We start from the raw sequence: 26398 nt of genomic DNA on the forward strand, positions 1-26398 counted from the left end.
TTTGTTTCTCAAACGTGCACCAAAGTGCCTTCGTCTTCACCCATCACCACGCGCTTGAGAGCGCCCGCCTTCAAGATGCTGAACACGCGGATCGGCAGCTTCTGATCGCGGCACAGCGCGAAGGCGGTGGCGTCCAGCACTTGCAGATTCTGAGTGATGGCTTCGTCGAAGCTGATGCGCGAGTAGCGGGTGGCGTTCGGGTCTTTCTTGGGGTCGGCGGTGTAGACACCGTCCACCTTGGTGGCCTTGAGCACGATCTCGGCGCCAATCTCGGCACCGCGCAGCGCTGCGGCCGTGTCGGTGGTGAAGAAGGGGTTGCCCGTGCCGGCCGCGAACACCACGACCTTGCCTTCTTCCAGATACTGCAGCGCCTTGGGGCGCACATAGGGCTCCACCACCTGCTCGATGCCGATGGCCGACATCACGCGAGCGACGATGCCCTCCTGGCGCATGGTGTCAGCCAAGGCCAGGGAATTCATCACCGTGGCCAGCATGCCCATGTAATCGGCCGTGGCGCGGTCCATGCCGACCGAGCCACCCGCGACGCCGCGGAAGATATTGCCGCCGCCGATCACCACCGCCACTTCAACACCGAGCTCGGTGACCTCACGGATTTCTTGCACCATGCGCACGATGGTCGCGCGGTTGATGCCGAAAGCGTCGTCGCCCATCAGGGCTTCACCGGAAAGTTTGAGCAGGATGCGTTTGTGCGCGGGCATGAGGACCTCTTGATGGCTGCTGTTGCTGGAAATGGGAGTGTCTGGCTTGTGCCGCGTCAGCGGCGTGCCGTTTGGGCACCTGCGGCAACCCAAGGGGTAGGAGCTGCCGACTTCAACGGGCACAAGTGTAAAGGGCGCCAGAGGCGCCCTTTGTTTGCTTCAGGGCTTATTGACCCTTGGCGGCGGCCACTTGCGCGGCCACTTCGGCGGCGAAGTCATCCACCTTCTTCTCGATGCCTTCACCCACCACGTACAGGGTGAAGCTCTTCACCGTGGTGGCCTTGTCCTTCAGCATGGCGGCGACGGTTTGCTTGCCGTCAGCGGCCTTCACGAAGACTTGGTCCAGCAGCGAGACTTCCTTCAGGTACTTCTGCACGGCGCCGTCCACCATCTTGGCGACGATGTCGGCCGGCTTGCCGGACTCGGCAGCCTTCTCGGCAGCGATCTTGCGCTCCTTCTCGACCAGATCAGCCGACACTTCGGCAGCCGACAGAGCAGCCGGCTTCATGGCGGCCACGTGCATGGCGACGTCCTTGGCGGCGACTTCATTGCCGTCGAACTCGACCATCACGCCGATACGGGTGCCGTGCAGGTAGGAAGCCAGTTGGGCGCCCGAGTTGTACAGCTTGATGCGACGCAGGGTCATGTTCTCGCCGATCTTGCCGATCAGGCCGCGGCGCACATCTTCCACGGTCGGGCCAAAGCCTTCCTGCGACAGCGGCAGGGCAGCCAGAGCTTCCACTTCGGACACGGCATTGGCAGCAGCCACTTGGGCGCAGGCATTGGCGAAGGCCAGGAAAGCGTCGTTCTTGGTGACGAAGTCGGTTTCGCAGTTCACTTCCAGCAACGCGCCGGTCGTGCCCACCACGGCCGAGGCGACCACGCCTTCAGCGGTGACGCGCGAAGCAGCCTTGCCGGCCTTGTTGCCCAGCTTGACGCGCAGGATTTCCTCAGCACGGGCCAGATCGCCCTCGGCTTCGGTCAGCGCCTTCTTGCATTCCATCATCGGGGCATCAGTGCGAGCGCGCAGCTCAGCGACCATGCTTGCGGTAATTGCAGCCATTTGAATCTCCGTTACTCAATGGACTCGCCCGGTTTTGAGTCAGGCGAACACTTCAATTTGCTTTGAAAAAAAGGGGCTGAACACAGCCCCTTTGCGTCGGTGTCAGCCTGGCAGCTTGAAACTCAAGCGCCTTCGCTGACTTCCACGAACTCGTCGCCAGCCGGGGCAGCGGCTTGCACGACTTCGTTGCCAGCGTTGGCACGGCCTTCGATCACGGCGTCAGCGACGGCGCGAGCGTACAGGGCCACGGCCTTGGCCGAGTCATCGTTGCCGGGGATCACGTAGTCGATGCCGATGGGCGAGTGGTTGGTGTCAACCACGCCGATCACGGGGATGCCCAGCTTCTTGGCTTCCAGCACGGCAATCTTGTGGAAACCCACGTCGATCACGAAGATGGCGTCCGGCAGACCGTTCATGTCCTGGATGCCGCCGATGTTCTTTTCCAGCTTGGCCAGATCACGTTGGAACATCAGAGCTTCCTTCTTGATCGCGGGCTGGGTGCCGGCGTCAACTTGGGCTTGCATGTCCTTCAGATTCTTCAGCGAAGTCTTGACCGTCTTGAAGTTGGTCATCATGCCGCCCAACCAACGCTGGTCGACGTAAGGCACGCCGGCGCGCTGAGCTTCCATGGCCACCACTTCACGGGCTTGGCGCTTGGTGCCGATCATCATGATCGTGCCGCGCTTGGCCGACAGTTGGCGAATGAACTTCAAAGCCTCTTCGAACGCGGGCAGCGTCTTCTCGAGGTTGATGATGTGGATCTTGTTGCGGTGGCCGTAGATATACGGGGCCATCTTGGGGTGCCAGAAGCGGGTTTGGTGACCAAAGTGGACGCCGGCTTCCAGCATTTCGCGCATCGTAACGGACATGTTTTTAACTCCGAAGGTTGTGTCTAAAATCCGGCCCGAATTGCTCTGCTTCGTGGCCCCAGCCCTGCATCAAAACAGGGCCTGGCCTCTTGCAACAACTTGCAGCAGCAACACCTCTCAGTGGCCGGTTTGCGATTGATTCACCAGCACCAACCCCCTGCAACAATTGCAAAGGGGCGTCCGGCAAAACCCAAAGAGTATACACGACCTATGCCCCACGACCTGAGCAGCGCCTTGACCGCACTGCATGAAGGCCGCCTCCGTGCCCTGGATGCCTTGCGCGCCAGCGAGCAAGCCGCCCATACCGACGCCTGCCGTCACGCCTTCATCGGCGACTCCCTCGCCGCCATGGCGCCGAGCGCCGAGGCCGCTGCGTGCGCCAGCGATGCCGCAGCGCAAGCCGGTGCACCTCGCCCCCTGCTGGGTGGCCTGTCCATCAGCATCAAAGACCTGTTCGACAGCGCCGGCTGCACCACGAGCGCCGGCTCCCGCTTGCTGCAAGGCCAGCCGACTGCCAGCAATGACAGCCCCGCCGTCGCCCGCCTGCGCCGAGCCGGCGCCGCACTGCTGGGGCGCAGCAATATGAGCGAGTTCGCTTTCTCGGGGGTCGGCATCAACCCCCACCACCACACACCCGCCAATCCAGTCACGCAAGCGATCGACGGACTGCAGCGCATTCCGGGCGGCTCCACTTCGGGCGGCGCAGTATCGGTGGCCTGCGGCGCGGCCTGGGCTGCACTGGGCTCGGACACCGGCGGCTCGATTCGAATTCCCGCCGCACTGCAAGGCCTGGTCGGATTTAAAAACACCGCCCGCCTGACGCCGACAGAGGGCTGCATTCCACTCTCGACCACGCTGGACACCGCCTGCGCGATCACGCGGTCGGTCCGCGACGCGGTGCTGCTGCACGAAGTGCTGGCAGCGCGCGAGGTCCGGCTGAAACCCCGCCCCTTGCGCGCCACTCGGCTGGCCGTGGTCCAAGAGCTGTTCCTCGATGGCATGGACAGCACCGTCAGCACCGCCTTCGAGGCCAGCCTGCGCCGCCTGCGCGAGCAAGGTGCGCAGATCGAGGAGATCCAACTGCCCGCCCTGCAAGACCTGCCCCTGCTGCAAGCGCAGGGCGGCTTTGCTGCAGCCGAAAGCTGGGCCTGGCACCGCCCACTGATGGCCCAGCATGGCGAGACGTCCTACGACCCGCGCGTGGCCGCCCGGATCCGCCGCGGCGCGGCGATCAGCGCGGCCGACTACATCGGCCTGATCCACAACCGCCGGCGCTGGATTGCTGCCATGGAGACGCAGCTGCAAGGCTTTGATGCCGTGCTCAGCCCCACCGTGCCGGTGATCGCGCCCTTGCTGCAGCCCCTGCTGCTCAGCGACGAAGCCTTCTTCGCTGCTAACGCCTTGTTGCTGCGCAATCCATCGGTGGTCAATCTGCTCGACGGCTGCGCCTTGTCCCTGCCCTGCCATGCACCCAGCCAGCTGCCGGTTGGCCTGATGCTCTGGGCCCCGGCCCTGCAGGACGACGCTCTGCTGAGCCTGGGCCTGCAGGTCGAACAAGCCCTGCGTTCAGCACACACTCACGGCGAGGAGCACTGAGATGCGCATCGCCATCATTGGCGCCGGCGTGGCCGGCGTCTGCAGCGCCTACGAGCTGGCGGCCGCCGGCCACCAGGTCACCGTGTTCGAGCGCCGCGGCAGCGTGGCCGCCGAAGGCAGCTTCGCCACCGGCGGACATATCGCGCCTGCTCTGGCCCTGCCCTGGCTCACGCCTAGCTTCCCGCGCCCCGGCGCCGGCCCGCTGGGCTGGCAGTGGCAACGCTGGCGCAGCCAGCGCAAGCCGGCCGCACTGGAGGCGCAGGACCGCGTCTTGCACCTGGCACGTTTCAGCCATGAGCGCCTGCAGCAACTGCGCCGCCACCTGCAGCTGGACCATGAGCGGGCCGAAGGGCAGCTGGTGCTACTGCGTCAAGATAAGGACCAGAAGGCCATCCAATACGGGCTGGAGCGCCTGCAGCGGCTGGACATGCCCTATCGCCTGCTCGATGCCGCGCAGTGCCTGGCCGTGGAGCCCGGCCTCAACCCCGAGATCGCTCTGCACGGCGGCGTCCAGCTGGGCCTGGGCGAGGTCGGCAACACCCGACAGTTCTGCCACCTGCTGCGCAGCGAAGCACAGCGCCTGGGCGCTCGCTTCCGCTTTCACACCACGGTGCGGCGCCTGGAGGCTGGGTCGCCCGCTCGTCTCGTGCACGAGTACACGCCCACCGATGAGCAACTGGGCCCGGGCACCCACCAGCTGCGCCGCACCGAAGCACCAGACGCAGGCGACACCCAGCCCGCCCCGCCAGGACCACAAGAGGAGCGCTTTGACGCCGTGCTGGTGTGCGCCGGCACGGGCGCCGCGCCCCTGCTCAAGGCCTTGGGCTTGAAGCTGCGTTGGCGCGAACTGCACACGCAATCCATCACGGCGCCGCTGCGCGTTCTGGAAGCCCACCCCCACCTGGGACCGGTCGCCGGCCTGCTGGACTGGCAGCGCCAGGTCAGCATCAGCCGCATCGGCCAGCGCGTTCGCGTCGCCAGCCTGCCAAGCCCGATTGCGCTTGAATTGAAGGCCAGCACTCTGGCACCGCTGCACCAGGCGCTGAGCGACTGGTTTCCCGGCGCCATGCAAGGGGGCCAAGTGCAGAACTGGCAAGGCAGTCATCTGGCGCTTGGCGACGGCCTGCCCTTGCTGGGCGCCAGTGGCCAGGCCGGCATCTGGCTCAATCTCGCCCAGCAATCGCTGGCCCATTCCGGTTGGACCCTGGCCTGCGGCGCGGCGGCCGTGCTGGCCCGGCAGATCAGTGGCGGCACCGCAGCCCAGGGCGCGCAAGACCCGACCCTGCCCGATATCGGCGGGCTGGACATTGGGCGCTGGGCCTGACAAGCTCGGCCCGTGCTGCAGCCCATTGACCTCCCCACCCACGCACTGACTTTGCACAGTGCCGCCCAGAGCCGCGCCCTTGAGGCAGCGGCCCTGGCCGGCCAACCCAAGGGCGCCCTCATGGAGCGCGCCGGCCTGGCCCTGGCCCGACTCATCCTGGCTCTGCCACGCCGTGGGCAAGGGCCGATCCTGTTTGCCTGCGGCCCAGGCAACAACGGCGGCGACGGCCTGGTCGCTGCCCGCCTGCTGCATCAGCATGGGCTGACCGTGCGTGTCCAACTGATCGAGGCCAGGAACAGCAGCAGCCAAGCCAGCGATGCCCGCAACGCACTACAGGCCGCGCAGGCCGCAGGCGTCAGCGTCCACGCTGGCTGGCAAGAGCTGGCCGGTAGCAGCCTGGCCGTCGACGCCTTGCTCGGCCTGGGCCTGCAACGCGCGCCAGGTGGTGCCTTGGGCGAAGCCATTCGCGCGCTCAATGCGCAGCAGATGTGCGAGGTGCTGGCGGTGGACCTGCCCAGCGGCCTGCTGGCCGACACCGGCATGCACGCGGAAGGCGACGCTCACAACCCTGCCCTGGCAGTGAAGGCCCAGCACTGCCTGAGCTTGCTGACACTCAAGCCAGGTCTTTTCACCGGACAAGGCCGGGCCTTCTGCGGCCGCATCTGGCTTGACCGGCTCGGCGCCGACGGCATCAGCGACAGCGACACCGCGACGGCCCACCTGCTCGGCCACGACAGTCTTGCGCCCTGGCGCGGCGAGCCGGCAGGCGCACGCCATCTGCAGCACAAGGGCAGCCAGGGCGATGTGCTGGTGATTGGCGGAGCCACCGGCATGCGCGGCGCCGCGCGTCTGGCCGCGCGAGCCGCCTTGGCCGCCGGCGCCGGCCGTGTCTACGCTTGGCTGCTGGGCTCCTCAGTGGACAGCGACATCGACCCGCAACGCCCCGAGCTGATGCATTGGGCTGCCTCCGAGAACCCTGCCGATGCCAGCGCTTGGCGAGCTCGCACCGTGGTTTGCGGCTGCGGCGGCGGCGAGGCCATGGAGACCTATCTGGTGACGGTGCTGAAGCAAGCCGAGCGCCTCGTGCTCGATGCCGACGGACTCAATGCGGTGGCGCGCGCGCCAGAATTGGGGGCCCAGTTGCAAGCGCGGGCAGCACGCGGCCAAGCCACGGTGCTCACCCCCCACCCGCTGGAAGCTGCGCGCCTGCTCGCCTGCAGTGTTGCCGAGCTGCAGTCAAACCGGCTGCGTGCCGCCCAAGCGCTCGCGGACCGCTGGCACTGCACGGTGCTGCTGAAAGGCTCGGGCAGCGTGATAGCCAGCCCAAGCGGTGCGGCCGGCGGGGCAGCACCAGCCATCAACAGCAGCGGCAATGCGGCCTTGGCCACCGCCGGCACCGGCGATGTGCTGGCGGGCTGGCTGGGCGGGCTTTGGGCACAGAAACCCGAACTGCCCGCACAGACTGTGGCCAGCGCGGCGTGCTTCTGGCACGGGCTGGCTGCCGAGCAGTACAGTGGCGGCCCCTTGCGAGCCGCCGATCTGGTGGAGCGCATGCATGCACTCCACCAAGGCTGAAGCCGCCGCTCAGCGACGCTTGCGGGCAGGCTGCTCGGCGACCTTTGCGGCTTTGCTTGCTTTGCTTGCTTTGCTCGCCTTGCTTGATTTATTCGCCTGATTCTTACGCGCCACCTGCCGCGCCAACTCGACCGGATGTGCCGGCTGGACCGAAGAAGCCGTGGCACGGCTGCGCCCCGCGGCACCGCGGCGAGCAGACTTTGCCACTGACTTGAGCTCGCGATCGCGGCTCAACAGCTGCTCCAACTCCTCCTCGGCCGTGGCCGGCAGGGGCCGGGCATTGAGCCCCGCCTTGTCGCGCGCCGCACGAGCGACCAGCTTGGCCTCGCCACTTTCCTGAACCAGGCGGAAATCGATCTTGCGGGCATCCAGGTCGACGCGACTGACCTGAACCTGAACCTTGGCGCCCGTGGCATAGCGGATGCCAGTGCGCTCGCCACGCAACTCCTGGCGCACTTCGTCGAACTTGAAATACTCGCCACCCAGTTCGGTGATGTGGATCAGGCCCTCGACAAACAAGGCATCGAGCTGGACAAAGAGACCGAAGCTGGTCACAGCACTGACCGTGCCCGCGAACTCTTCCCCCAGATGCTCGCGCATATAGCGGCACTTGAGCCAGGCCTCGACATCGCGCGAAGCCTCGTCGGCACGGCGTTCGTTGGCGCTGCAATGAGCACCGACCACGTCCCAGCGCTCAATCTCGGTCGAGGCCTTGGCCGGGTCGATCGGTGCCGCGCGACCTGGGCGTTTGGCCGGCATGGGCACATCCATCTTGCCGGCGTCGAGCTGGTACTTCTTGTCGGCCAGCAGCGCCTTGATGACACGATGCACAAGCAGATCGGGATAGCGGCGGATCGGGCTGGTGAAGTGGGTGTAAGCCTGATAGCTGAGACCGAAATGGCCCGCATTGGCCGAGGTGTACATGGCCTGTTGCATGGAGCGCAGCAGCATGGCATGAATCTGCGTCGCATCCACCCGGTCCTTGGTGGCTGCCGCAATCGCCTGGTATTCGGCCGGCTTGGGATTGTCACCGATCGACAGCCCGAGACCCAAGGCACGCAGATAGGCCTGCAAGGCCACGCGCTTCTCGGGCGTGGGCCCTTCGTGCACACGGAACAGCGAGCCATGCTTGGAATGCTCGATGAAATCGGCTGCGCAGACATTGGCGGCCAACATGGCCTCCTCGATCAGCTTGTGCGCCTCGTTGCGCGTGCGCGGAATGATCTTCTCGATGCGGCCGTTGTCATCGCAAACGATCTGCGTCTCCACCGTGTCGAAGTCAATCGCGCCGCGCCGATGACGCTCGGCCAGCAAGGCACGATAGACCTCGTGCAAGTGCAGCAAATGCGGCACCAGCTCACGGCGCTTGGCTGCCTCCGGCCCATGGGTGTTACCCAGGATGGCTGCGACCTCGTTGTAAGTGAAACGCGCCTGGGAAAGAATCACCGCGGGGTAGAACTGATAGGCCTGCACTTCCCCACTCTCGCTGACCAGCATGTCGCAGACCATGGACAGGCGATCTTCATAGGGATTCAGGGAGCACAGCCCATTGGAGAGCTTCTCCGGCAACATCGGGATCACACGGCGCGGAAAGTAGACCGAGGTGGCGCGCTCATAGGCATCGCCGTCCAGGGGGTCACCGGGCTTCACGTAATGGCTGACATCGGCGATGGCCACCAGCAGGCGCCAGCCAGTAAAGGCCGTCTTGCCGCGCCCCTGCTTGTGCGGCTCGCAGTAGACCGCGTCATCGAAGTCGCGCGCATCTTCGCCGTCGATAGTGACCAGGGCGACGTCTCGAAGGTCGATGCGACCTTTCAAATCGGCGGCACGCAGCTTCTCGGGCAGCTTGGCCGCCTGAGCCAAGGTTTCGGCGCTGAAGCGGTGTGGCACCTCGTACTTGCGCACGGCGATCTCGATCTCCATGCCCGGGTCGTCGATCTCCCCCAGCACCTCAACCACCCTGCCGACCGGCTGCGCATACAAGGAGGGCGGCTCGATCAGTTCCACGGCCACCACCTGCCCGGCCACCGCATTTGCAATGCCGTTCTTGGGAATCAGGATGTCCTGGCCCATGCGCTTGTCTTCCGGCGCCACCAACCAGATGCCCGACTCCAGCAGCAAGCGGCCGATGATGGGCTTCTTCTTGCGCTCCAGGATCTCCAGCACCCGACCCTCGGGCCGTCCGCGCTTGTCATAACGCGTGATTCGCACGCGCAGTCGGTCGCCGTGCATGACTGCGTGCATTTCCTGCTGCGACAGGTAGATATCCTGTGCGCCGACATCGGGCAAGAGGAAACCATGCCCATCGCGGTGCCCCTGCAGAGTCCCGTCGACTTCGCTGAGCAAACCTGCGTTTTCGGCGGGCGCCACAGCTTTTGCGCTGCCAGCACTTGAGTTCTTAAAGTTTTTGATGATAGAATCCTTGCTTTCCTGAAACGTCAGGGCTTACTCAAAAGATCATTCTTGAGAGCAAAGCTTTGAACCTTGCCCAGGTGGCGGAATTGGTAGACGCACTAGTTTCAGGTACTAGCGGGTAACTCCGTGGAGGTTCGAGTCCTCTCCTGGGCACCAAATCCATCAAAGGCCGGTATCGAAAGATACCGGCCTTTGTCATTCTCGCGCCCAGGAAGCAAAGTCCAGTGGACTTTGCGCGAGGACGAGAAGGCTTCGCGCCAACGGGGCGAAGCGGGGTCGCGCCCGTGTGACCGAGTCCTCTCCTGGGCACCAAATCCATCAAAGGCCGATATCGCAAGATATCGGCCTTTGTCATTCTCGCGCCCCAAAAGCTAGGGGCAGCGCGGTCAAAAGAGAAAAGCCGGCCGACGCCGACCTGCAGTAGGTCAGCGTCGCCGGCTTTTTGCATGGCCTGCAGCGTAGGCTCAGACAACAAACTTCTTGGCCAGCGCATCAGGGCGCATGTCGTCATACTCTTCGAAAGGCTGGTGGATCCAGGGGCTGGTGTCCAGCATTTCGACATAGTAGTCCGGCGTGTAACTGGACACACCCTTGGTCCAGATCACGGCCGAACGCAGTTCGCTGATCGCCGGCATGCCGCGCAGACGCTCGACCACAGCCTTGAGCGTCACACCGGAATCGGCGAGATCATCCACCAGCAGCACACGGCCAGCCAACTCGCCCTTGGGCATGGTGATGTACTTGGCAATGTCCAGGCGCCCCTGGATGGTGCCGGCTTCGGCACGGTAGGAGCTGGTGGACATGATGCCCAGCGGCTTGTCGAACACGCGGGACAGCACGTCACCAGGGCGCATGCCGCCACGGGCGAGGCAAAGAATCTGATCGAACTCCCAACCGGAAGCGTGGATCTTGAGCGCCAGGCGCTCGGTCAGCATGTGGTATTCGTCCCAGGACACGTACAGATGCTTGCCGTCGTCGGTCAACATGGATGGTTTCTCCTGTGGAGTGGGCGGGTGAGGCTCAGAAAACTAAAGAAATGCCCAAAGCTAGGCAAGGGATCGGATCAAGCCGTGTAGGGATGACGGAGCAGGATGGTGTGCTCGCGGTCCGGCCCGGTCGAGACCATATCAATCGGAGCACCAATGACTTCCTTGATGCGCTGCAAGTAATTGCGGGCATTCTGCGGCAAGGCATCCCAGGCCGTCACGCCGAACGTGGTCTCAGTCCAACCCGGGAAGGTTTCATAGATGGCCTCGCTGCCGACGATTTCGTCGCCATCCAGCGGCAGGATGTCGAGCACGCGGCCGTCGGCCAACTTGTAGCCCACGCACATCTTGATCTCACTCAGGCCGTCCAGCACGTCGAGCTTGGTGATGCACAGGCCGGTGATGCCATTGATGATGACCGAGCGTTTGAGAGCAGCTGCATCAAACCAACCGCAACGGCGGGCGCGGCCTGTCACCGTGCCACGCTCCTGGCCGACAGTGGCCAGGTGATGGCCGACCGTACCCTCTTTCTCCCACTCCAACTCGGTTGGGAACGGGCCCGAGCCGACACGGGTGGTGTAAGCCTTGGTGATGCCCAGCATGTAGTGCAGCATCTGTGGACCAACGCCGGCACCGGCGGCGGCATTGCCGGCCACGCAGTTGCTGGAGGTGACGTAAGGATAGGTGCCGTGGTCGATGTCCAGCAGCGTGCCTTGAGCGCCTTCGAACAGGATGTTGGCGCCCGCCAAGTGAGCCTTGTGGATCATGTAGCCCACATCGGCCATCATGGGCTTGATCACCTCAGCCATCTTCATGGCCTGGTCGAAGATGGGCTGGAACTCGAGCGCGGTGGCGTTCAGGTAACCACTGAGTGCAAAGTTATGCAGGTCGAGCAACTCACGCAGCTTCTTGGCAAAGCGATCGGGATGCTTGAGGTCCTGCACGCGCAGGGCACGACGAGCCACTTTGTCCTCATAGGCCGGGCCGATGCCCTTGCCGGTGGTGCCGATCTTGCCGGCGCCGCTGCTTTCACGCAGGGCTTCGCGGGCCTTGTCCACCTCCACATGGAAGGGCAGGATCAGCGGGCAGGACTCGCTGATGAAGAGGCGCGAACGCACTTCCACACCGGCTTTTTCCAGGCGCTCGATCTCGCCCAACAGGTGGGTGGGATCCACCACCACACCGTTGCCGATGTAACAGGCCACGCCGTCGCGCATGATGCCCGAGGGGATCAACTGCAGCGCGGTCTTCACGCCCTTGATGACCAAGGTGTGGCCAGCATTGTGGCCGCCTTGGAAACGCACCACGCCTTGCGCGTGATCGGTCATCCAGTCGACCACCTTGCCCTTGCCTTCGTCACCCCATTGAGTGCCCACAACAACCACATTGCGGCCACGAGCGATTTCGCTATTCATCTTGATAACCCGATGATCAAAAGTAAATCCTGGCGACACGCGGCTCAAAGCGCGCGCACCACCCACTGAGTGTCGACCAGCGCCAGTTCCCGGTCGCAGTCGAATTCGTCGCCTTCGTGCTCGTGCCCTGGCAGCACGCACACCACGGTTTCACCGGCCTCGCGCAGTCGCCGCACCGCGGCCCGCAACTCGACATCTTCGCCCCAGGGTGCACGCACTGCCGCCCGCAAGGGGCTGGCCGGGCTCAAAGCCTCGAGCGTTTTCAGATCCAGACTGAAGCCCACGGCTGGGCGCCGCCGACCAAACACCGCACCCACCTCGTCATAACGACCGCCACGCAAAACGGCATCGCTGAAGCCCGAGGCATACAGCGCGAAGCGGACGCCGCTGTAATAGGCATAACCAGTGAGATCCGCCAGATCAAAGCCGATGCGAATGTCAGGGTGGCTGTGCTGCAGATGCTGAGCCAACCATTGCAGATCATCGAGCGCCGCGGCGATCAAGGGGTGAGCCGGGAGCTGCTCGCGCGCACGCGCCAGCACCTCGACCCCACCGAACAGTGACAGTAGGCTTTGCAGGTGCCCTTGTACCGCAGCAGGCAGATCCGCCGCCAAGGCTGCCAGCGCGCCCGCATCCTTGCTGGCCATGGCGGCCACCAGCGCATCGAGTTGGGCCGGTGCCAACGACACATCAGCCAGCACGCCACGCACCAGGCGGGCATCACCCATGTCCAAGGTGGCCTGCTTCAGACCCGCGTGCTGGACGGCATCGAGCGCCAATTCCAGCACTTCAAGGTCAGCCTCAAGACCGGCGTGGCCATAGATTTCGATGCCGAACTGCAGCGGCTCACGCGTGGCATGCAAGCCAGAAGGCCGGGTGTGCAGCACAGGGCCGCAGTAGCACAGCCGGGTCACACCGGCTCGGTTCAGCAAATGGGCGTCAATGCGGGCGACCTGGGGCGTGGTGTCAGCACGCAAACCCAGGCTGCGGCCCGAGAGCTGGTCCACCAGCTTGAAAGTTTGCAGGTCCAGCGCATGGCCGGTACCAGAGAGCAGTGAGTCCAGGTGCTCCAGCAGCGGAGGCATCACCAATTCGCAACCGTAGCTGCGGGCCATGTCCAGGAGTTCGCGCCGAAGTTCTTCGATGCGGCGCGCCTGGGAGGGCAGGACGTCAGCAATATGCTCGGGCAGCAGCCAAGCAGAGGCCATGGGGATTCGGGAGGGGGTTAAAAACGCATTGTACCGGCCTCTCGGCCGGATTGCCCGGAAACCCAGCGCATTCACGTGACAAGCGCGCGACTCAATCTGCCTTCACTGCGAAATCCACAACAGTGCCGTGAGCCCGGCCAGCAGACTGAGCAGACCGACGAAGCGGATCTGCCCGTCACTCATGGCCAACATGCGCGAGAAGACCTGCCGCCAAGCTGCTGGGCTCAAAAAAGGCAGCAAACCCTCAATCACCAGCATCAAGGCCAGCGCCGTCAGCAGGCTGTTGCCACCCACGGCCTGCCCTCACTCACTTGCGCGCGGGTGCCGGCGTCGGACCCGCGCCGCCGGAGCCACGCATGGCCTTGAAGAAATCACTGCCCGGGTCGACCACCATCACATCGGACTTGTTGCGGAAGCTGCTGCGATAGGCCTCGAGCTGACGGTAGAACTGGGCAAATTGCGGGTCACGGCCAAAAGCTTCGGCATACAGAGCGGACGCCTTGGCATCACCCTCACCCTTGACCTTTTGAGCATCGCGATAAGCTTCGGCGACGATCACCTCGCGCTGACGATCAGCATCGGCGCGAATCTTCTCGCCGTCGGCGCCGCCAGTGGAGCGCAACTCATTGGCCACACGCTTACGCTCGGACTCCATGCGGCGGTACACGGAATCGGTGATGTTGGCGGAGAAGTCCACGCGCTTGATGCGCACGTCGACGATCTCGATACCGAACTGCTTGGCCTCGTCCTCCAGACGCTTGCGCACATCATTCATGACCTTCTCGCGCTCGGTGGCCAGCACCGCCAGCACGGTCCGCTTGGTCACTTCCTCGTTGAAGGCTGCCTGAACGATGGGGCTCAAACGGTTCTCAACATTGCGCATGTCGGAGCCATTGTTGCGAATGAACTGACGCGGCTCGGAGACACGCCATTTGACCAGCCAGTCAATCACCAGGCTTTTCTTCTCGGCCGTGAAAATGGGGCGCGATTCTGGGCTGTCCAGGGTCTGCACCCGGCGGTCCAACAGCACCGCGTTCTGCAGCGGCGGCGGCAGCTTGAACTTCAAACCCGGTTCGGTGATCACATCCTTGATTTCACCCAGGGCATAGACGACCGCGAACTGGCGCTGGTCGACGATGAAGAGCATGGAGCTGGCCAGCATGAAGGCGATCAAGGCGCCGACAGCGACGGAGGCAATACGGTTCATCTCAACACTCCCTGGTCTCAACGTCCGTCGCGGCTGCGCAAGCCGTCGCGCGAACGCATATCGGTATTGCCCACGGTGGCCGGGGCTTCAGTGGTCGGCACCGCAGCAGGCGGCGTGGCCGTGACCGTACCCCCAGCCTGCTGGATCAATTTATCGAGCGGCAGATAGAGCAGATTGGAGCCGTTGCGGCTGTCAACCATGACCTTGCTGACGTTCGAATAGACCTGCTGCATGGTGTCGGTGTAGAGGCGGTCGCGGGTCACGCCCGGCGCCTTCTGGTACTCGCTGAGCACGCTCTTGAAGCGCTGCGCATCACCTTCAGCCTGAGCCACCACGCGTGCCTTGTAGCCTTCAGCCTCCTCGCGCAGACGCGCCGAAGTGCCCTGAGCCTTGGGAATCACGTCGTTGGCGTAGGCCTGGCCTTCGTTCTTCAGGCGCTCGCGGTCGGCACCGGCCTTGAAGGCGTCATCGAATGCAGCCTGCACCTGCTCGGGCGCCTGCACATTCTGGACATTGACGTTCTTGATCAACACGCCGGCCTTGAGACGATCCATCTGGACCTGCACCGACTTGACCAGTTCAGCGGCAATCGCATCGCGTTGCTCGTAGAGCACCGAGTCCATATTGCTCTTGCCGACGATTTCGCGAACGGCCGACTCGGCGGCCAGCGTCACCGCTGCCTCCGGATCGCGGTTCTCGAACAGGAAGTCACGCGCATCTTTGAGCGTGAACTGCACGGTGAAGCGGATGTCGACGATGTTCTCGTCCTGCGTCAGCATCGATGAATCGCGCAGGCCGGTGGCAGCCACCACCGAATTGCGCCCAACCTCGACCTGTCGCAACTGCGTCACAGCCACGACTTCGCTGGCCTGGAAGGGAAAGGGCAGACGCCACTGGAAACCAGCATCGACGGTCTTGCTGTACTTGCCAAAGGAGGTGATCACACCTTGCTGGCCTTCTTGCACGATGAAGAAGCCACTGCCCAGCCAGCCCACCAACACCACGCCGCCGATCAGCAGCGCGCCGACACCCGCGCTCTTCATGTCCGGCTGGAAGTTGTTGCCGCCGCCGGCGTCGCCACCACCTTGACCGCCGCCCGAGGGCTTGCCGCCGAACATGCCGGAGAGCTTGCGATTGAAATCGCGCCACAGCTCGTCCAGATCGGGCGGGCCGTCATTGCGACCGTTGTTGTTCAACGTGCGACCGGCCTGCCAGCCTTGCGGCATGAGGCCACGCAGCAAGGCGGCAGCAGCCGCCGCCAGAGGCTTGATGCGGCCGGCAGCGGGGCTGCTCATCACGGGCCGCTCGGGGCTCACGCGCTCGTAGGTGTTCATGCTCATGCCTGTGTGGATTGAGTGGCGGCGGGGTCGTCGATAACGACGTCTGCCTGCGGGTTGTCGGAGTCTTCGAAATCAAGCCGTTCGGAGTCCGCCGCTGTATCTGGGGTGAACTCTTTGGAATTCAAGTCGGCCGGGCGCTGCAGCAACAAGGCCTGAACGATTTGCTCGCGCAGGACGTCAAGACCACTGCCATCCAGCGCACTGACGAACACGCGCGGCACACGCATGCCAACGCTGTCTTGGCTCTGGCGTTCGATCCAGTCGAATCCGGTACGCGGGCGCTGGCTCTCCTCAAGCATGTCCTGCTTGTTGTAGACCAGGATCTGAGGAATATGAGCGGCACCGATGTCTTCCAGCACACGCTCAACCTCAAGCATCTGCTCTTCCAAGACCGGCGAAGCCGCATCGACCACATGCAACAGCAGGTCGGCATCAGCGGCCTCCTGCAAGGTGGCGCGGAAGGCCTCGACCAGCTTGTGCGGCAGATCGCGGATGAAGCCCACGGTGTCGGACAGGGACACGCTGGTCCCCGCCTGCTCCAGGTAGAGCGAACGCGTGGTCGTATCCAGGGTGGCGAACAACTGGTCGGCCGCGTAGGTGCGAGCCTTGACCAGCGCATTGAACAGGGTGGACTTGCCGGCATTGGTGTAGCCGACCAGGGAGACGCGGAACACGCTGTTGCGGGCACGGGCCCGCTGCTGGGTGCTACGCTGACGCTGCACCTTCTTGAGCTTTTCCTTGATGGCCTTGATGCGGTCATCGATCATGCGCCGATCCAACTCGATCTGCGCTTCGCCAGGGCCGCCGCGCATGCCGATGCCGCCGCTCTGGCGCTCCAGATGGCTCCATCGGCGCACCAGGCGGGTCGCCAGGTACTGCAGCCGAGCGAGTTCGACCTGCATCTTGCCTTCATGGCTCTTCGCGCGCGCCGCGAAGATCTCGAGGATCAGGGCCGTGCGGTCGGCCACCGGCACGCCCAGTACACGCTCAAGATTGCGTTGCTGAGCCGGCGAGATCGCCTGGTCGAACAGCACCGTATGCGCTTGGTGCATCTGCACCAGCAGCTTGATCTCATCGGCCTTGCCCGAGCCGACGAAGAGCGCCGCATCGGGCGCCTGGCGGCGAGCAATCACCCGCGCCACCGGCGTGTCGCCAGCAGATTCGGCCAACAAGGCCAATTCATCCAGGGTGGGGTCGAACGTGGATGCAAACGAAGACTTGGCGTGGCGACCAAAATCAACGCCCACAAGAATGGCACGCGCCGCCTCAGAAGGCGGCGTCGTGTGGGTGGAGTCAGCGGAACTCAAGGTGAGGGCAAGGGGCAAAAGCCCAGGGTTCAGTTCGCTTCTTCAGCGCTGTCGGCGGTATGGAAGTTCACCGCGCGACCCGGCACCACCGTAGAGATGGCGTGCTTGTAGACCATTTGCGTGACCGTGTTGCGCAGCAGGACTACGTACTGGTCGAAGGACTCAATATGTCCTTGCAGCTTGATGCCGTTGACCAGGTAGATGGACACCGGCACATGCTCCTTGCGCAGCAGGTTCAGGAAGGGATCTTGCAGGAGTTGGCCTTTATTGCTCACGATATGCTCCGTGTTGTGAGAGGGATTTGAAGGGAACGACGATCACCTTAACACAGGCCGACCGGCAACGCTGCCGCACCGCCCGGCCCCGTTTCAGCTGTCTTTGTCGCTGAAAGGATTCTTGGACGAACGCATTTCGATGCGCATGGGCGTACCCACCAGCTTGTAGTGAGCACGGATGCGGCCTTCCAGGTAACGCTTGTAGACCTCGGTCACGCCTTCCAGGGAATTGCCGTGCACGATCACCAGGGGCGGATTCATGCCACCCTGGTGCGCATAGCGCAGCTTCGGTCGGAAATGGCCGCTGCGTTTGGGTGTTTGGTGCTCCACCGCCTCCTGAATCAAACGGGTCAGCACTGGCGTGGTCATCTTGCGGTAGGCCGAAGCATAGGCATCGGCCAGCGCACCCCAAAGCGGGCCCAGGCCCTGGCGCTTGAGTGCCGAGATGTTGTGGATCGGCGCGAACTTCAAAAACGCCAGGCGCTGCTCGATCGAGCGCTGCAGCTGCTCGCGCTGGTAGCTGTCGATGGCATCCCATTTGTTGACGGCCAGCACCACGGCGCGGCCGCTTTCCAGGATGTAGCCCGCGATGTGTGCATCCTGATCAGACACGCCTTGGGTGGCATCCAGCAGCAGCAGCACGACATTGGCATCAGCGATGGCCTGCAGAGTCTTGACCACCGAGAACTTCTCGATCGCCTCAAACACCTTGCCCTTGCGACGCAGGCCGGCGGTGTCGATCAGCTGGAACTGCTGGCCATTGCGCTCGAAGGGCACGCTGATGGCATCACGCGTGGTGCCCGGCATGTCGAAGGCCACCAAGCGCTCCTCACCGAGCCAGGTGTTGATCAAGGTGCTCTTGCCCACATTGGGGCGACCGGCCACGGCGAGGCGAATGACACCGTCGTTCTCGGGCGTGGCCTCTTCGTCTTCCTCGAATTCGAAAGGCTCGAGCACCACTTCCAGCAAACTGCGGATGCCTTGGCCGTGCGAAGCCGAAATCGGGTGCGGCTCGCCCAGCCCCAACTCATGGAACTCGCCCAGCAGAGGCGACTCGCTCATGCCCTCGGCCTTGTTCACAGCCAGGAAGATGCGCTTGTTGGCTTGACGCAGGTAGCGGGCGATGTCGCTGTCCTGAGCCGACAGGCCGAGGCGCACATCGACCACAAAGACCACCGCGTCGGCCTCGGCCACCGCCTGACGGGTCTGCTTCGCCATTTCCTTGACGATGCCCGTGGTGCTGTCGGGCTCAAAGCCCCCGGTGTCGATGACGATGAACTCGCGGTCCCCGAGACGGCCGTCGCCGTAGTGGCGGTCGCGCGTCAGCCCGGCAAAGTCGGCCACGATGGCATCCCGGCTCTTGGTCAGCCGGTTGAAGAGCGTGGACTTGCCCACATTGGGGCGTCCGACCAGGGCGATGACGGGTTTCATATTTTTATTGTTCTCACTGCTAGGGGTTCAAAGCCGGTCAAGCCGGGGTCTTACTCAGGCCGCAAGGCAAACAGGCCGCCATTGCGTGTGGCCACCAAAATGGTGTTGCCCAGCACCACCGGCGCCGACTGGATGGCCGAGCCATCCGTTGCCAGGCGCAACTCAGTCTTGCCACTCACGCGATCCAGGAAATGCACCTGGCCCTCGAAATCGCCGACCACCACATTCTTACCCACCACCAGCGGTGCGCTGAGGCGGCGATTCTGGAATTGATCGGCCGTCCAGAGCACATCACCATTGGCCAAGCTCCAAGCGGTCAGACGGTCGGAGGCGTCCGCGGCCACCACGGCGGTGGCGTCGCCGCCAATGCCATTCATGCCGCCGACATTGCGACTCCACAGCGCGCTGCCTCGCTCGGCATTGACACAACCGACGGCCGACTGAAAGGCGCGCGCGCAGATCAGATCGCCCTGACGGAAAGACGGCGCCACCAGATCGGCCAAGCGCTCGACTTCATTGGTACCGCGCGGGTTGGCCACGCTGGCTTCCCAACGCACGGTACCGCGCAAGGGATCAACACCAGCCATGCGCGGGCCCTGGCCGACGACCAAGGTGTCCTTGAAGGCAGTGATCACGCCAGGCTGAGCCAGGGTCAAGGGCTCACCGGGGCGGCGCAGGGTCCACAGCGCGCGGCCATCGAGTGCGTCGAAGGCCAGCACTTGACGGTCCACAGTCAGCACGAACACGCGCTCGCCGGCGACCAAGGGCGCCGCCAGCACCGCGCTGGGCAGCGGCTTGCGCCACAGCACACGGCCAGCTTCCAGCACCACGACTTCGTTCTCGCGCGTCACCACGGAGGCGAAGCGCCCGTCGCTGCCGACGCCGGCATTGAGCTTCTGGCCCACTTCGACGCGCCACATGGAGCGACCGTCCTGCGCGTTCAAGGCCTCCACCACGCCGCCGCTGCCCGCGACCACAAACTGCTCGCCCCGTGCTGCGATCGACAAGGGGAACTGGACCGAATCAACCCGCGCATTCCAGACCACACGCCCGGCAATGCTCGGGCTCAAGGTCTCCAGCGGCGCCGGCTTGGGCGCGTTGGAGGAGCCGAAGATCGAGCAGCCAGACAGCCCGGTCAGCACAGCAGCCGCGGCCAGCGCCAGCAGGCCGGCGCGCAGGCCCGGCAGCTTCAAGGCGCCCTTCACTTGGCGGCTCCCGCAGTTGCCGCATCTTCGGCGGCCGGAGCCACGCCCAGGGTGCTCAGCTTGGCTTCGATCAGGCGGCGATAGTCCTGGTTCTTTTCCAGGGCCGCGTAGGCCTTCTGGTACTCGGCACGGGCCAAGTCAGGCTTGGCTTGCAGAACCAGCAGGTCACCGCGGCGGTCGGCCTGCAAGGCCAGGAAATCCGGCGACTTGATGGCATCCAGCGTCTTGCCAGCTTCGTCGTACTGCTTGGCATCCAGCTGCAGGCCAGCCAGGCGCAGGCGGGCGAGATCACGCACCGCCTCTTGCGAAGCCGTGCTGGCAGCCCAGCTCAGGCTGGCACGGGCAGCATCGGCTTGACCCTTGTCGAACTGAGCCTTGGCTGCTTGCAGCGCAGCCTGCGCGGCATAGCTGGTGCCGGGATAACGATCCTTCAGATCGGTGAACACGCGGCCGGCCTTGTCGGCATCGCCGGCCTGCACGGCACGGTCCAGCTCGTCATACATGGCCGCGGCCTTGGCGGCCTGGTCGCGCTGGTAGTAGTTCCAGCCGTTCCAACCCGCATAGGCGGCCAGAGCGATGGTCAACGCCCAGGTGATCAGATTGCCCCAGGTTTTCCAGAAAGCCTTCAGCTGGTCCAGCTGTTCTTGTTCTTCGAGATCGAGATGCGACGCCATGAATGAAAGATTCTCGGATTGCGGTGGTGAAAACGGGAGGAAGGCCGCGATTATGCGTTGAGCAGCTCGGCTGCCCAGTCGACCGCCGACGAAATGCTGCGGGTGTACTGCGCCTCCCCCTCGGGTTGCATTCCCTGGCGGAGCGGCTTGACGGCCACTTCACCACGGGCGACTTCGTCCTCGCCGAAGATCAAGGCAAAGGCCGCGCCGCTGGCATCGGCCTTCTTGAACTGCGACTTCATGCTGCTCTGCCCCGGGTGCAAGACCACGCTGACGCCGGCGCCCCGCAGGGCCTCCAGCGCCACCATGACCTGGGCCAGGCCGTTCGCCGAGGGCACGATGGCGTAGGCATGCGGGGTCGGCGCAGCCGGCGCCACGCCCACTTCTTCGAGCAAGAGCAGCATGCGCTCCATGCCCATGCCGAAGCCCACGGCCGGCGTGGCCTTGCCACCCAGTTGCTCGATCAGGCCATCGTAGCGGCCGCCACCGCAGACCGTGCCTTGCGAGCCCAGCTTGTCGGTGACCCACTCGAACACGGTCAGGTTGTAGTAGTCCAGACCGCGCACCAAGCGCGGGTTGATGCGGTAAGCCACGCCCGCGGCATCGAGGATGGCGCGCACGCCGTTGAAATGTGCCAGCGACGCTTCACCGAGGAAATCGAGCAGCTGGGGTGCCGCATTGGCCATCTCCTGCAGGGCCGGGTTCTTGGTGTCCAGCACGCGCAATGGGTTGGTGTAGAGGCGGCGCTGGCTGTCTTCGTCGAGCAGGTCCTTGTGCGCCTCCAGGTGGGCAATCAAGGCCTCGCGGTGAGCGCGGCGCTCGGCCGCTTCGCCCAGGCAGTTCAGCTCCAAGCTGACATGCTCGCCATCCTTCAGTCCCAGCTCGCGCAAAAGACGGCTGCCCATCAAGATCACTTCGGCGTCGACATCGGGGCCCGCAAAACCCAGGGCCTCGACACCCATCTGGTGGAATTGACGGTAACGACCCTTCTGCGGCTTTTCGCGGCGGAACATGGGGCCGAAGTAGTAGAGACGGCGACCCGAGTCGCGCAGGAAGGAATGCTCGATCATGGCACGCACCACGCCGGCCGTCATCTCCGGGCGCAGGGCCAGATGCTCGGCCTGGCCATGCTTGTCGGCACGGTCTTCGAAGGCGTACATCTCTTTTTCGACGATGTCGGTCACCTCGCCGATGCCGCGCACGAACAAAGCCGTGGGCTCGACGATGGGCGTGCGCACATTCTGGTAGCCGTAGCGCTGCAGCACGCTGCGCATCTGGGCTTCCAGCCATTCCCAGCGCGCCGAGTCCGGCGGCAGGATGTCGTTCATGCCCTTGACGGCTTGCAACTGGGGCAACTTCTTCGGTTCACTCATGGGTGTGGAATTCGCGTGGTTCTTCTTTTCAAGCAATGCCGGCACTCAAGCCGCTTGCACAGCGCCGAAGCGCTTCTCGATATAGCTCTCGACCAAGGCGTGGAATTCGTTGGCGATGTTTTCGCCGCGCAGGGTCAGGGCCTTCTCGCCATCGATGAAGACCGGTGCGGCCGGGGCCTCGCCGGTGCCCGGCAGGCTGATGCCGATGTCGGCATGCTTGCTCTCGCCCGGGCCATTGACGATGCAGCCCATCACGGCCACCTTGAGGTTTTCCACGCCGGGGTACTTCTTGCGCCAGACCGGCATCTGCTCGCGCAGGAAGTCGTCGATCTGCTTGGCCAGCTCCTGGAAGGTGGTGCTGGTGGTGCGGCCACAGCCCGGGCAGGCGGTCACGCTGGGGTTGAAGGCGCGCAGACCCAGGGACTGCAAAATCTCCAGCGCCACCACCACCTCTTGCGTGCGAGCTTCGCCAGGCTGCGGCGTCAGCGAGACACGGATGGTGTCGCCGATGCCCTCTTGCAGCAAGATCGACAAGGCCGTGGCCGACGCCACCGTGCCCTTGGTGCCCATGCCGGCTTCGGTCAGACCCAGGTGCAAGGCGTAATCGCAGCGCTCGCTGAGCGCGCGGTAGACCGAGATCAGGTCCTGCACGCCGCTGACCTTGCAGCTGATGATGATGTTGTCGGGGTTCATGCCCAGCTCACGGGCATAGTCGGCCGAACTCAGGGCCGATTGGATCAGCGCCTGGTACATGACCTGCTTGGCATCCCAAGGCTCAGCGCGGGCGGCATTCTCGTCCATCATCTGAGCCAGCAGTTCGGAGTCGAGGCTGCCCCAGTTGACGCCGATGCGCACGACCTTGTCGTACTTGATCGCGGCCTCGATCATCATGGCGAACTGGCGGTCCTTCTTGTCGCCCTTGCCCACATTGCCGGGGTTGATGCGGTACTTGGACAAGGCTTGCGCCATAGCCGGGAATTCGGTCAGCAAGCGGTGGCCGTTGTAATGGAAATCACCGACCAGGGGCACGTCAATGCCCATGCGGTCCAGTTGCTCGCGGATGTGCGGCACGGCTTCGGCCGCCTCGGGCGTATTGACCGTGATGCGCACCATCTCCGAACCGGCGATCGCCAGCTCCTTGATCTGTATGGCGGTACCGATCACGTCTACTGTGTCGGTGTTGGTCATGGACTGCACGCGCACCGGCGCGTCGCCGCCCACGGTGACCACGCGCGATCCCCAGCGAACCTGGGCCTGGCGCGAACGGCGCGCCGCCGGCTGGGCGGCCGCAATGGCTTGGGAAATGGAAGGCTCCAGCGCGGAGCTGGGCAGGACGGGCGATGCGCTCATGGTGGGTGCTGCTGCTTTGCTGTTCATACCGGCCACACGCCAAGGGCATGGGCTTCGATCAGTTCATTCAATTGAGTTCCAGGCGGGCTACGTTGTCCTTGGAGCGCCCAAGCAGGTCCACCGGCTCGCCGCGCAGGATCAGTTCAGTGCCCGCGACATTACCCACGCGCACGCGCAGCGGCGGCAGACCTTGCAGGGTCTGGGCATCGCCGGGGCGCAGCAGTTTGGAGAGCAAGGTTCGCCCCGAAGAGTCGACCACTTCGACCCAGGACTCCGAACTCACCTTGACTTGCAAGGGCACCGAGCCTGGCGCCGGCACTGCCACAGGCACAGCCTCGGGCGCCGCAGCCACCGGGCGGGTCGGCGCTGCCGCGCTTGGCAACGGCGCAAGCGTGGGAGCAGGTGCAGCGCTGAGCGCGGATGGAAGCGGCACAGCACTGGCGGCTGGCGGCGGGAGCAAGGCCGCGGTCGGCGCGGAGGCCGGCAGGCTGGCGGCCGAAGCCGGCTGTTGTGTGGCCTCAAGCGCGGAAGGCGGCATCAAGGTCGGTGTGGCTTCGACGGGCTCGGCAGTGCTGCCACCGACACTTCCAGCGCTCGGCAACCAGCCCGCGGGCATCAGATAGACCGCCGCCGCAGCGGCCAGCAACAGGGCCGGGCCCCAGACCACCGGACGCTGCACCAGCGCCAGCGAGAAGCCGGCGTCACCCGAGGAACGGTCCCGAAATGGCTGATTGAGGCCGCGCGACATGGTCAGCTCACGGTCCTCGCTGCTCGGCAGCAAGGCCAGCACCGGTGCTGCGTCCACATTGAGCACCCGGCAGATCGCCTTGGCCAGGGCCCGCACAAAGGTGGTGTCCGGCAGTTCTTGCCAGCGGTCGGCCTCCAGCGCCTCCAGCTTGGCTTGCGGCACTTTGAGCATGGCGGCCAAGGCAACGATGTGCAGGCCGCGCTGCTGGCGTGCCTCGCGCAGCCAGGCTCCGGCAGTCTGGCGCGGCGCGGCCGCGCCAGAGCCAAGTCCTGCCTCGCTCAGGATCGAAGACATGCGTTCTCCCTCTTCACTCATCGAAGCGCCCGTTGTTGAAGGCCTGCAGTTCTGGCGACTGCGGATGGCGGCGGCGCAGCAACTGGCTGAGCTGCTCCACGCCACTCTGATTGTTCATGCGTCGCTCAATGCGCAGCGCCAGCCACAAGGTTTGGGCATTGCTCTGCTCGGACTGGGCATTGACGCGATTGATGTAGAAGCGGGCCCGCTCGAACTGCTGATTGCGGTACAGCACTTCCGCCAGATTGACGGCCACGGCCGGATTGGCGGGATCAAACTCGAAGGCCTTGACCAGGCTGGCTTCGGCGTCGGCCAAGCGGCCCGCTCGCGCCTCACAGACGCCTTTGGCCAGGTAAGTGCGCGCCGGCGCGCGGTAACTGGGCGAGGCCAGGGCCTGGTCGAAGCGAATGTTCGCCTCGGCCCAGCGCTGCTGCTGGCAAAAGAGCCAGCCATAGTTGTGCAGGGTGTCCGGATCTTGCGGGTAAAGCGTCAGGGCGCGGCGGAAGTTCTCGTCCGCCAGCTGGGGCTCACCCATGGCCGCGTAGACCAGGCCGCGCAAATTGATGGCCTCGCGCATGTCCGGCTTGACCGCCAGGGCTTGCTTGATCTCGTCCAGCGCCGTGTTGTGCTGACCGCGCGCGAAATAGCCGGCCGCCAATTCCAAGCGAACACCAGCCCGGCGATCCGCATCGGTTTGGTCAGAGTCGGTACGCGGCCCAGAACTACTGGGCGCCGGCGCCGCACATGCAGCCAATACCAGCACCAAGCCCGCCAACAGCATGCGGGAGCCGGACCTCAGCATCAGAGACCCAAAACCTGTGTCATCAGTTTTTTTCATCGGGCTGTTGTCTTCACCAGGGCTTCGAAATTGAACTGCAATCAGGGAGAACTTGCGCCTTTTACCACCACCGGCGCACGCACCATGCGAATGTGGGCCTGAGTGCGGTCCTGCACCTCACCCGCCAGTTGCCCGCAGGCCGCGTCAATGTCATCGCCCCGCGTCTTGCGCACCGTCGTCACCAAGCCGGCATTGAGCAGCACCTCGGCAAACGCCTTGACGCGCTCGTTCGAGCTGCGCAACAAGCCGGAAGCAGGGAACGGATTGAACGGGATCAGATTGATCTTGCAAGACACATGACCGCGCAGCAGCTTGACCAAGGCATGCGCCTGCTCGGGCGTGTCATTGACGCCGTCCAGCATGCAGTACTCGAAGGTGATGAAGTCGCGCGGCGCCTTGTCCAGATAGCGATTGCAGGCATCCAGCAGCTCGGCAATCGGGTACTTCTTGTTCAGCGGCACGAGCTGGTCGCGCAGCGGATCGGTCGGCGCGTGCAGGGACACGGCCAGGGCCACCGGGCAGTCCTCGCGCAGGCGGTCGATCATGGGCACCACGCCCGAGGTCGAGACCGTCACGCGGCGGCGCGACAGGCCGTAGCCATGGTCGTCCAGCATCATGCGCAGGGCCGGCACCAGCGCGTTGTAGTTTTGCAGGGGCTCGCCCATGCCCATCATCACCACATTGGAGATGATGCGTTCATCGCGGCCCAGGTCACGGCGCAGCTGGTGCTCGGCATACCAGAGTTGGGCGATGATTTCCCAGGTCTCGAGGTTGCGGCTGAAGCCCTGGTGGCCGGTGGAGCAGAAACGGCAGCCCACAGCGCAACCGGCCTGGCTGGACACGCACAGCGTGCCGCGATCACTCTCGGGGATGTAAACGGCTTCCACGGCATTGCCGGCGCCGACGTCAAACAACCATTTGACCGTGCCGTCCGCGGAGCGGTGTTCAGAAATCACCGGCAACGCCTGAATATGCGCCCGGGTGGCCAGTTTGTCGCGCAGCGACTTGGCCAGGTCGGTCATCTGAGTGAAATCAGACGCACCTTTTTGATGGATCCAGCGGAACAGCTGGGTGGCGCGAAAGCGCTTTTCCCCCAGCTGCTCACAGTACGCAGCCAGGCCTTCCAGATCGAATCCAAGCAGGTTGACCGCGTCCATGATCTTGCCTCTATCTCTTGTCGTCAGGG

Annotated in this window: 23 protein-coding genes and 1 tRNA gene; 4 read left to right on the forward strand and 20 right to left on the reverse strand. The window is 64.4% G+C overall.

Annotated features, from left to right (window positions below):
- Nucleotides 1-8: 8 nt before the first annotated feature.
- The 3 genes from pyrH to rpsB all read right to left on the reverse strand — a co-directional run bounded on the left by pyrH (nt 9) and on the right by rpsB (nt 2651).
- The gene (pyrH, locus tag LNV23_RS09880; RefSeq protein ID WP_263519558.1) at nt 9-719 is read right to left on the reverse strand and encodes a UMP kinase; all 711 of its coding nucleotides are present in this window, start codon (nt 717-719) and stop codon (nt 9-11) included.
- A 166-nt stretch (nt 720-885) separates the two neighbouring features.
- Nucleotides 886-1782, reverse strand: coding sequence for a translation elongation factor Ts (gene tsf, locus LNV23_RS09885; protein WP_263562834.1), 897 nt, complete (start codon nt 1780-1782; stop codon nt 886-888).
- A 122-nt stretch (nt 1783-1904) separates the two neighbouring features.
- Nucleotides 1905-2651 carry a 30S ribosomal protein S2 gene (gene rpsB / locus LNV23_RS09890; protein WP_263519555.1) on the reverse strand — a complete coding sequence of 249 codons (747 nt, stop codon included), beginning with the start codon at nt 2649-2651 and terminating at the stop codon, nt 1905-1907.
- A gap of 210 nt (nt 2652-2861) precedes the next feature.
- Here rpsB and LNV23_RS09895 point away from each other — a divergent pair, with 210 nt between their 5' ends.
- From LNV23_RS09895 to LNV23_RS09905, 3 genes are read left to right on the forward strand one after another with little or no spacing between them, the layout of a single operon-like run.
- A complete protein-coding gene (locus LNV23_RS09895) occupies nt 2862-4247 on the forward strand; it encodes an amidase (RefSeq protein ID WP_263562835.1) in 1386 nt (461 codons plus the stop codon).
- A 1-nt stretch (nt 4248) separates the two neighbouring features.
- Nucleotides 4249-5571: an FAD-dependent oxidoreductase gene (locus tag LNV23_RS09900; protein WP_263562836.1), complete on the forward strand. Its 1323-nt coding sequence runs from the start codon at nt 4249-4251 to the stop codon at nt 5569-5571.
- Between the two features lie 12 nt (nt 5572-5583).
- Nucleotides 5584-7146 (forward strand): NAD(P)H-hydrate dehydratase, encoded by a 1563-nt coding sequence (locus LNV23_RS09905; protein WP_263562837.1) that lies wholly within the window; start codon nt 5584-5586, stop codon nt 7144-7146.
- Between the two features lie 9 nt (nt 7147-7155).
- Here LNV23_RS09905 and rnr read toward each other — a convergent pair whose 3' ends face one another.
- Complete coding sequence (rnr, locus tag LNV23_RS09910; RefSeq protein WP_263562838.1) at nt 7156-9516, reverse strand: ribonuclease R; 2361 nt, start codon at nt 9514-9516, stop codon at nt 7156-7158.
- 116 nt (nt 9517-9632) lie between these two features.
- Here rnr and LNV23_RS09915 point away from each other — a divergent pair.
- Nucleotides 9633-9717: transfer RNA gene (locus tag LNV23_RS09915), tRNA-Leu, on the forward strand.
- 308 nt (nt 9718-10025) lie between these two features.
- Here the strand turns inward: LNV23_RS09915 and LNV23_RS09920 are convergent.
- The 16 genes from LNV23_RS09920 to rlmN form a co-directional block, all read right to left on the reverse strand.
- Complete coding sequence (locus tag LNV23_RS09920) at nt 10026-10547, reverse strand: phosphoribosyltransferase (RefSeq protein ID WP_263519546.1); 522 nt, start codon at nt 10545-10547, stop codon at nt 10026-10028.
- 77 nt (nt 10548-10624) lie between these two features.
- Complete coding sequence (locus LNV23_RS09925; RefSeq protein WP_263519544.1) at nt 10625-11962, reverse strand: adenylosuccinate synthase; 1338 nt, start codon at nt 11960-11962, stop codon at nt 10625-10627.
- Nucleotides 11963-12006: 44 nt separating this feature from the next.
- On the reverse strand, nt 12007-13170 hold the full coding sequence (locus LNV23_RS09930; protein ID WP_263562839.1) for an ATP phosphoribosyltransferase regulatory subunit: 1164 nt from the start codon (nt 13168-13170) through the stop codon (nt 12007-12009).
- A 102-nt stretch (nt 13171-13272) separates the two neighbouring features.
- Nucleotides 13273-13464 carry a DUF2065 domain-containing protein gene (locus LNV23_RS09935; RefSeq protein ID WP_263562840.1) on the reverse strand — a complete coding sequence of 64 codons (192 nt, stop codon included), beginning with the start codon at nt 13462-13464 and terminating at the stop codon, nt 13273-13275.
- A 13-nt stretch (nt 13465-13477) separates the two neighbouring features.
- Complete coding sequence (gene hflC / locus LNV23_RS09940) at nt 13478-14377, reverse strand: protease modulator HflC (RefSeq protein ID WP_263562841.1); 900 nt, start codon at nt 14375-14377, stop codon at nt 13478-13480.
- A 17-nt stretch (nt 14378-14394) separates the two neighbouring features.
- Complete coding sequence (gene hflK, locus LNV23_RS09945; RefSeq protein WP_411910565.1) at nt 14395-15711, reverse strand: FtsH protease activity modulator HflK; 1317 nt, start codon at nt 15709-15711, stop codon at nt 14395-14397.
- A 2-nt stretch (nt 15712-15713) separates the two neighbouring features.
- A complete protein-coding gene (hflX, locus tag LNV23_RS09950; RefSeq protein ID WP_263562842.1) occupies nt 15714-17024 on the reverse strand; it encodes a GTPase HflX in 1311 nt (436 codons plus the stop codon).
- A 29-nt stretch (nt 17025-17053) separates the two neighbouring features.
- The gene (hfq, locus tag LNV23_RS09955; RefSeq protein WP_263519536.1) at nt 17054-17299 is read right to left on the reverse strand and encodes an RNA chaperone Hfq; all 246 of its coding nucleotides are present in this window, start codon (nt 17297-17299) and stop codon (nt 17054-17056) included.
- 93 nt (nt 17300-17392) lie between these two features.
- On the reverse strand, nt 17393-18730 hold the full coding sequence (gene der / locus LNV23_RS09960) for a ribosome biogenesis GTPase Der (RefSeq protein ID WP_263519534.1): 1338 nt from the start codon (nt 18728-18730) through the stop codon (nt 17393-17395).
- A 50-nt stretch (nt 18731-18780) separates the two neighbouring features.
- Nucleotides 18781-19935 carry an outer membrane protein assembly factor BamB gene (gene bamB / locus LNV23_RS09965; protein ID WP_263562843.1) on the reverse strand — a complete coding sequence of 385 codons (1155 nt, stop codon included), beginning with the start codon at nt 19933-19935 and terminating at the stop codon, nt 18781-18783.
- Nucleotides 19932-20609, reverse strand: coding sequence for a YfgM family protein (locus LNV23_RS09970; protein WP_263562844.1), 678 nt, complete (start codon nt 20607-20609; stop codon nt 19932-19934). Before LNV23_RS09970 ends, bamB begins: the two co-directional genes overlap by 4 nt.
- Nucleotides 20610-20659: 50 nt before the next feature.
- A complete protein-coding gene (gene hisS, locus LNV23_RS09975) occupies nt 20660-21982 on the reverse strand; it encodes a histidine--tRNA ligase (protein WP_263562845.1) in 1323 nt (440 codons plus the stop codon).
- Nucleotides 21983-22027: 45 nt separating this feature from the next.
- Entirely contained in the window at nt 22028-23332 is a 1305-nt protein-coding gene (ispG, locus tag LNV23_RS09980) for a flavodoxin-dependent (E)-4-hydroxy-3-methylbut-2-enyl-diphosphate synthase (protein WP_263562846.1), read from the reverse strand.
- A gap of 67 nt (nt 23333-23399) precedes the next feature.
- Complete coding sequence (locus LNV23_RS09985) at nt 23400-24374, reverse strand: helix-turn-helix domain-containing protein (protein ID WP_263562847.1); 975 nt, start codon at nt 24372-24374, stop codon at nt 23400-23402.
- A 13-nt stretch (nt 24375-24387) separates the two neighbouring features.
- Nucleotides 24388-25212 carry a type IV pilus biogenesis/stability protein PilW gene (gene pilW / locus LNV23_RS09990; protein ID WP_318023224.1) on the reverse strand — a complete coding sequence of 275 codons (825 nt, stop codon included), beginning with the start codon at nt 25210-25212 and terminating at the stop codon, nt 24388-24390.
- 41 nt (nt 25213-25253) lie between these two features.
- Nucleotides 25254-26369 (reverse strand): dual-specificity RNA methyltransferase RlmN, encoded by a 1116-nt coding sequence (gene rlmN / locus LNV23_RS09995; protein WP_263562848.1) that lies wholly within the window; start codon nt 26367-26369, stop codon nt 25254-25256.
- Between the last annotated feature and the right edge of the window lie 29 nt (nt 26370-26398).

Origin of the sequence: Kinneretia sp. DJ1R-11 (assembly GCF_025717595.1) — a bacterium.
Lineage (GTDB): Bacteria > Pseudomonadota > Gammaproteobacteria > Burkholderiales > Burkholderiaceae_C > Paucibacter_A.

What these genes read in the sequence shown, in the direction of transcription:
- rpsB (WP_263519555.1), bottom strand. Translation starts at nt 2,651, where the DNA reads ATGTCCGTTACGATGCGCGAAATGCTGGAAGCCGGCGTCCACTTTGGT.
- LNV23_RS09985 (WP_263562847.1), bottom strand. Translation starts at nt 24,374, where the DNA reads ATGTCTTCGATCCTGAGCGAGGCAGGACTTGGCTCTGGCGCGGCCGCG.
- pilW (WP_318023224.1), bottom strand. Translation starts at nt 25,212, where the DNA reads ATGAAAAAAACTGATGACACAGGTTTTGGGTCTCTGATGCTGAGGTCC.
- pyrH (WP_263519558.1), bottom strand. Translation starts at nt 719, where the DNA reads ATGCCCGCGCACAAACGCATCCTGCTCAAACTTTCCGGTGAAGCCCTG.
- der (WP_263519534.1), bottom strand. Translation starts at nt 18,730, where the DNA reads ATGAAACCCGTCATCGCCCTGGTCGGACGCCCCAATGTGGGCAAGTCC.
- LNV23_RS09900 (WP_263562836.1), top strand. Translation starts at nt 4,249, where the DNA reads ATGCGCATCGCCATCATTGGCGCCGGCGTGGCCGGCGTCTGCAGCGCC.
- LNV23_RS09970 (WP_263562844.1), bottom strand. Translation starts at nt 20,609, where the DNA reads ATGGCGTCGCATCTCGATCTCGAAGAACAAGAACAGCTGGACCAGCTG.
- tsf (WP_263562834.1), bottom strand. Translation starts at nt 1,782, where the DNA reads ATGGCTGCAATTACCGCAAGCATGGTCGCTGAGCTGCGCGCTCGCACT.
- LNV23_RS09895 (WP_263562835.1), top strand. Translation starts at nt 2,862, where the DNA reads ATGCCCCACGACCTGAGCAGCGCCTTGACCGCACTGCATGAAGGCCGC.
- ispG (WP_263562846.1), bottom strand. Translation starts at nt 23,332, where the DNA reads ATGAGCGCATCGCCCGTCCTGCCCAGCTCCGCGCTGGAGCCTTCCATT.
- hflC (WP_263562841.1), bottom strand. Translation starts at nt 14,377, where the DNA reads ATGAACCGTATTGCCTCCGTCGCTGTCGGCGCCTTGATCGCCTTCATG.
- LNV23_RS09925 (WP_263519544.1), bottom strand. Translation starts at nt 11,962, where the DNA reads ATGAATAGCGAAATCGCTCGTGGCCGCAATGTGGTTGTTGTGGGCACT.
- hisS (WP_263562845.1), bottom strand. Translation starts at nt 21,982, where the DNA reads ATGAGTGAACCGAAGAAGTTGCCCCAGTTGCAAGCCGTCAAGGGCATG.
- rlmN (WP_263562848.1), bottom strand. Translation starts at nt 26,369, where the DNA reads ATGGACGCGGTCAACCTGCTTGGATTCGATCTGGAAGGCCTGGCTGCG.
- LNV23_RS09930 (WP_263562839.1), bottom strand. Translation starts at nt 13,170, where the DNA reads ATGGCCTCTGCTTGGCTGCTGCCCGAGCATATTGCTGACGTCCTGCCC.
- LNV23_RS09920 (WP_263519546.1), bottom strand. Translation starts at nt 10,547, where the DNA reads ATGTTGACCGACGACGGCAAGCATCTGTACGTGTCCTGGGACGAATAC.
- hflK (WP_411910565.1), bottom strand. Translation starts at nt 15,711, where the DNA reads ATGAACACCTACGAGCGCGTGAGCCCCGAGCGGCCCGTGATGAGCAGC.